8 protein-coding genes are annotated in these 5,266 nt (G+C 50.6%); all 8 read right to left on the minus strand.

The window, feature by feature from the left end; all coding sequences use genetic code 11:
- Window positions 1-138 precede the first annotated feature (138 nt).
- A complete protein-coding gene (locus HMPREF9473_RS13405; protein ID WP_006780667.1) occupies window positions 139-666 on the minus strand; it encodes a hypothetical protein in 528 nt (175 codons plus the stop codon).
- 13 nt (window positions 667-679) lie between these two features.
- Window positions 680-889, minus strand: coding sequence for a helix-turn-helix transcriptional regulator (locus HMPREF9473_RS13410; RefSeq protein ID WP_006780668.1), 210 nt, complete (start codon window positions 887-889; stop codon window positions 680-682).
- 7 nt (window positions 890-896) lie between these two features.
- Complete coding sequence (locus HMPREF9473_RS13415; RefSeq protein WP_006780669.1) at window positions 897-1,208, minus strand: DUF6442 family protein; 312 nt, start codon at window positions 1,206-1,208, stop codon at window positions 897-899.
- Between the two features lie 75 nt (window positions 1,209-1,283).
- Entirely contained in the window at window positions 1,284-2,036 is a 753-nt protein-coding gene (locus HMPREF9473_RS13420; protein ID WP_006780670.1) for an N-acetyltransferase, read from the minus strand.
- Between the two features lie 24 nt (window positions 2,037-2,060).
- Window positions 2,061-2,435 carry a hypothetical protein gene (locus HMPREF9473_RS13425; RefSeq protein WP_006780671.1) on the minus strand — a complete coding sequence of 125 codons (375 nt, stop codon included), beginning with the start codon at window positions 2,433-2,435 and terminating at the stop codon, window positions 2,061-2,063.
- 33 nt (window positions 2,436-2,468) lie between these two features.
- Window positions 2,469-3,296, minus strand: a complete 828-nt coding sequence (locus tag HMPREF9473_RS13430) for an undecaprenyl-diphosphate phosphatase (protein ID WP_006780672.1) — start codon at window positions 3,294-3,296, stop codon at window positions 2,469-2,471.
- A gap of 93 nt (window positions 3,297-3,389) precedes the next feature.
- Complete coding sequence (locus HMPREF9473_RS13435; protein WP_006780673.1) at window positions 3,390-3,674, minus strand: hypothetical protein; 285 nt, start codon at window positions 3,672-3,674, stop codon at window positions 3,390-3,392.
- A 71-nt stretch (window positions 3,675-3,745) separates the two neighbouring features.
- Window positions 3,746-5,119: a DUF4832 domain-containing protein gene (locus HMPREF9473_RS13440; RefSeq protein ID WP_006780674.1), complete on the minus strand. Its 1,374-nt coding sequence runs from the start codon at window positions 5,117-5,119 to the stop codon at window positions 3,746-3,748.
- Window positions 5,120-5,266 lie beyond the last annotated feature (147 nt).

A 5,266-nucleotide genomic window follows, 5' to 3' on the forward strand; every position in this document is an offset into this window, starting at 1 on the left:
CGCCGCCGCAGCCACAAAGATCTTAACCCACTCAATCAGCTCCCTCTTCCAGTTTAGCGGCTCGTTCTCCTTCGCTTCCGCTCCCTTTTTCCTGCTGTCTAAATTCTCTTTTTTCTTTCTCTCGCTCATGTTCTCTCCTTATGCCATCGGTTCCTCATATATTTCCTGCACCACTCCATCTTTGACCTCAAAGAATAATGGCATCCCAGGTTTGGAATTCGGGTAGGTATCTAAATACTTCTGAAACTCTGCTTTCACAGTTGTCTCATATCTTGAATCTAGGACGGATTCCGGTAAAAAATCGCGGTCCCAGTCAATAAAACTGTAATTCGTATCTTCCTTCAGCTGGAGTACCGTGATATCTTCCTCCGGATTTCTGATATAATATCCGTCCGGCATGTCCCCCTCCGTCAGTCCCAGTTCTTTCACCCTCTCCGTGTCCTCGTCCGTAATGTACTCCGCCAAATCTACATAGATGGCATCTCCATCGATTTTTTCGACAAAGGCGCAGTACCGCCCTGTTAATTTTTCTCCAGCCTCCGGCTCCGCATTTTCTGACTCTCCAGCTGTCAAACCTGCTGATGACTCCCGGACCGTTCCTGATGAGCATCCCGCCAGCCCCAGGCAGATCACTGCCAGCCACACAAATCCAATTCTTCTTATCATTTCCAACCTCCTGCTATTCAAAATAGAACAACTCCTCAAATTTCTTATCCAGCGCAATGCACAAAATCAGCGCCAGCTTTGCAGTCGGGTTAAACTGGCCCGTCTCGATGGAACTGATGGTGTTCCTGGACACGCCTACCAGGTCCGCCAGCTGGGTCTGGGACAGCTTTTTCTCCGCTCTCGCCTCTTTTAAATGATTTTTCAGTATCAGTTTCTCTTCCATGGCAGCCCTACCGCATCACAGTCATGACATGGCAGGCGGCAAAGAGACAGGCGGCCAGAAGGCCCGCGGCTGTCAAAACAATGTGCATTTTCGCCTTTCCTGCCAGGTACATGCCAAACGATTCCATTCCCAGATACGCAAAAAACAGAGCCAGAATTTCATAGTTGCTCTGCCCCTGATATAAATTAAAGACGGCAAGGACGGTGAACATGATGCACATGGCGGCCGTGCCATAACGGCGGCCACAGCTGTCAACATATTCTTTCCCTTCGTCCCTGCCTTCTTTTCTGCTTCTTGCCAGTATTTCCTCTTTATTCATAAGAATACCTCCTGCTCGCACTGTCATTGCCAAGTTTTGTTGGTATTCTTATTATATGCCTGACAAGTAAACTTGTCAACACATGTCCAGTATTTTCTCAAACTTCTTTTCAGATAATATCTCGTGGGTCACCAGTTCCCCGTTGTGGAACAGACTGAAGGTGGTAAACGGTGACGGCGCGTCCTGCGCCTGCTTCGCCGTCTCAATGTGGATCGTCTTCATTTCCACGCCCCGCCTCCTGGCTGTCTCCTCCAAAATCGGCACATATTTGGCCGTAAACGGACACTGGCTGGTATAATACAGCACCAGTCCCTTCTCCGGTATGGAGATGCCGTCCTTCATCTGCGGCCGAAACCGCGGCTTCTCCTCCTGCTCCCAAAACGGAAGAGCCATCAGCTCAAAAAATGCCCCGGCCCTGTCCACCGTCTCAAATCCCTTGTGCTTTAAAAATCCAGGGTCGGATAAAAATCCCATTTTCTTCTTCGATGACAGAACCACCAGCCCCTTTTTGCCCTTTTCCTTGGAATCACGGATGCACTCCTCCAGCAGCAGATTGGAATACCCCTGCCCCTTGAACTGTCCGGACACCCAGAGACAGTCAATATACATATACCCGTCGGCCTCCACCGGCGCCCAGGCCGCCTCCGCCGGGATGTACTCAATGAAACATTTGCCCCGGACGTTGCATTTCACGAACATCAGCCCTTCGTCCAGCCGCTCCTTCAGCCACGCTTTTTTAGACAGAACCTGGCAATCCTTATTGCTGGAAATCGCACAACAGATGTGCTCGGACTCCAGATTTTCCTGTGTTAATGTTATCAGTTCCACGCTATTCTCCCTATTATGTATTGATTATTCCCGCGTCCCATTTTTTATAAACGCGATCAATTCCTCAACATCGTCAAACTCGTCATAATCCCCGGTAATTCCCTCCCGGTGATACACGACACCGTTCTTCTCATTTCTCTCCAGACAGTCAAGCAGCTCCTCCTCGCCGTATCTCTGTACAAACAGCGAGAAACCGTATGCCTTGATTTTCCCCAGCAGTCCCTTCCGGCAGAAGGAATCACATGCATGACAGGCTTTGAGCCCCTTATCTATGGAGCACCTGCGGTTCTCACACCAGTTGATTCCGGCGCACTCCCCGGAGTCACAGCCCTTGCAGTCCAGATTTCCGCACAGACAGCAGGCCAGTCCACACCTTGCTATTCCCAGTTCTCTTCTCATCTTACTTCCCCCTTTGTCCCAATGGCTTCCCACTTACCGCGCCAAAAAGAAATATCCCAGCACAATCACACCGAGAACAATCCGGTACCATCCAAAAATCTTGAAATCATGCTTTTTGATATATTCCATCAAAAACTTAATCACCACCACGGAAACCAGATAAGCCACCAGCATGCCGATAAACAGAATCATCAATTCCCCCGACGTAAAGGAAAAGCCGAACTTCAGCAGCTTTAACAGACTTCCGCCAAACATGGCCGGAATTGCCAGAAAGAACGTAAACTCCGCCGCCGTGGTCCTGGAGATGCCGATGAGCAGCGCTCCCACAATGGTAGACCCGGAACGGGACGTCCCCGGAAACACAGCCGCAATCATCTGAAACACGCCGATCCAGAATGCCGCCCGATACGTAATCTGCGGGATGGATGTCACGGAAGGAGTCCTGTTTTTATTGTAATTCTCGATCACAATAAAAAACACGCCGAACAGAATCAGCATGATGGCAACCGTCACATAATTATAAAACAGGGCGGTAAACACATCGTCAAACAGGATTCCCACAACACCGGCCGGAACCGAAGCCACCAGTATCTTAAACCACATGGAAAACTTCTCTTTGTCCGGTTTGATTCCCCCTTTGAACGTAAACGGAATCAGCCGCTCCCAGTAAATCACAACCACCGCCAGAATGGACCCCAGCTGGATAAACACTAAAAACAGATTCATAAACTCCGGCGTCACATCCAGCTTCAAAAATTCATCCACCAGAATCATATGTCCGGTACTGCTGATGGGCAGCCACTCCGTGATGCCCTGCACAATTCCCAGAAAAACAACCTTCAAAATCTCAACGATATTCATACCTGCCTCCAAATTAGTAATAGATTCTATGTAAATATAATAACGAGTGAGGCACGAATATACCTTCATTTCACAAGCAACTCACACAGCTGCTTAGTCGCAGTCAAAAATGGCTTTTGCCTCCAGATAACCGCCGTACTCCGATTTCCATCTGGCATGAATCGAAGACTCGTCAAAACGCGCCAGCGCATCCCGGTCCATCTCGATACAAATCATCAAATCATACCGGTTCGGCCTGTCAATCACCGACGGGTGAAGTGTCACCCCATGGACGCCGTCAATCTCCAGACTTTCCTGAAACAATTCAAAGACCTTCTGATACAGCCCGTCCACAGCCTTCCCTTCCGGATTCCATTTTACAATAATGTGATGCTTCATCTTCTGCTCTCACCCCTTTCACATCTTATCATACTCTCTATAAGATGACAACTGCCTGTCATGTTCTATTCTTATTTCAGTTCAAAACTTCCCAGCACGTACCGCCTGTCCTCTCCCCCCTGGTTGGCCAGAGAAATCCCTGGCTTTCCCGTCAGTGGGTCCAGAATCGCAAAGGTCACCTGGTAGGTTCCTGCAGGCAGATTCTCCGTCCCCTCCAGCGCTGCCTCCATGGACCAGTTCCCCGGCATCCAGGACGAAATCCCCGGATTACAGGTATTGCGGTACACTTCCGCCCCATCCTGGCCCCGCAGCGTAATCTCCACCGGCCAGTCCAGGTAAAATGGCGCCACGCCGGAATTCTCCCCATATACGGTCAGTTTCAGCCTCTGACTCTGCCCGGAATACCCGATTGCTCCCCTCTTTAACGCAAAACAGTAGCCCATATCCCTGGCCATCTGGTTCACATGGTTTCCCGCCCTCAGACTCAGCTGCTCTCTCGGACAGTGGGGCCCCAGGAAAGAAGTATGGCTCCTTTGCATCAGTTCATACACACCGGAATAATAATCTCCAAAATAGTCTTCCATTTCCATGTTGGAAGAAAACTCCCCGCCGGAAGGCCCATATCTCCAAAATTCCGGCATTCCGGCCAGCGTCTCTCCCGTCTGCTCGGACACATAACCGTCCTCCACCCAGGACAGCCACTCTTCATGACTGCTCCTGACGCCAAAGGAATCGTTGAACAGTCCCATCTGATAATGCTCCCCGGCTGCATAGGGCCGCCGAAGCATCAGAAGTTTCCCCGGAAATGCTTCCCGGTACTGTTCTACGTACTTATTCGTGACTGTCTCCGGCGGAAATTCCTTCAGACCGGCGCCGTGATTGACATGCCATTCCCCCCAGTGTCCCAGGCTTCCCAGCTGTATCACCGCCACCTGCCCATCATCACGGTAGTAATCCCCCACCGCCTGTAACATCCGCCCATGCTCCTCACGGAACATCGGGTTGCCGTAATTGGGCGCGTATCCCTTTCCGTAATCATTGTCATACCACTGTCCGTCTCCCCCGGTCCTCTCAAACAGCCACTCCGGAATATCCATGTGGCTCTCCTTCCCCGGATAATCGCAGACAAGACGGATGATAAATCTGGCTCCCTGCTCCCGCCAAAACACCAGATTCTTCTCCGTCTCCAATTCCTCAAACCGGAACACCCCTTCCTCCGGCTCCAGCTCGCTCCATCGGATGAGCACAAACGCCATGGACGCCGGATAATCCGTATTGGAATTGTCGGAAAACGGCGCCCATCCCTTCATGGGATTGACAAGGGGCTTTTCCCCTGCCACAGCTTCAAACACTGCCAGTTCCTGTTGCGGGACCTCCCGCCGGAACATCATGTTTCCCAGAACGCCCAGAATCCCTGCAATCACTATCGCTGCACCTACTTTCATACTAAGCCTCATAACTCCCCCGGTACTGTACTAAAGTCACATCGTTGACACCCTCGATATCCTTGATAGCCGAGAGCAGATTCAGATTCTCATATTTTAAGAAAATCTCCACGGTCAGCTCCGTGTTGTCATGCTTCATAATTTTGG

It is taken from the genome of Hungatella hathewayi WAL-18680, assembly GCF_000235505.1.
GTDB lineage: Bacteria > Bacillota > Clostridia > Lachnospirales > Lachnospiraceae > Hungatella_A > Hungatella_A hathewayi_A.

What these genes read in the sequence shown, in the direction of transcription:
- HMPREF9473_RS13430 (WP_006780672.1), bottom strand. Translation starts at nt 3,296, where the DNA reads ATGAATATCGTTGAGATTTTGAAGGTTGTTTTTCTGGGAATTGTGCAG.
- HMPREF9473_RS13415 (WP_006780669.1), bottom strand. Translation starts at nt 1,208, where the DNA reads ATGAATAAAGAGGAAATACTGGCAAGAAGCAGAAAAGAAGGCAGGGAC.
- HMPREF9473_RS13435 (WP_006780673.1), bottom strand. Translation starts at nt 3,674, where the DNA reads ATGAAGCATCACATTATTGTAAAATGGAATCCGGAAGGGAAGGCTGTG.
- HMPREF9473_RS13425 (WP_006780671.1), bottom strand. Translation starts at nt 2,435, where the DNA reads ATGAGAAGAGAACTGGGAATAGCAAGGTGTGGACTGGCCTGCTGTCTG.
- HMPREF9473_RS13440 (WP_006780674.1), bottom strand. Translation starts at nt 5,119, where the DNA reads ATGAAAGTAGGTGCAGCGATAGTGATTGCAGGGATTCTGGGCGTTCTG.
- HMPREF9473_RS13410 (WP_006780668.1), bottom strand. Translation starts at nt 889, where the DNA reads ATGGAAGAGAAACTGATACTGAAAAATCATTTAAAAGAGGCGAGAGCG.
- HMPREF9473_RS13405 (WP_006780667.1), bottom strand. Translation starts at nt 666, where the DNA reads ATGATAAGAAGAATTGGATTTGTGTGGCTGGCAGTGATCTGCCTGGGG.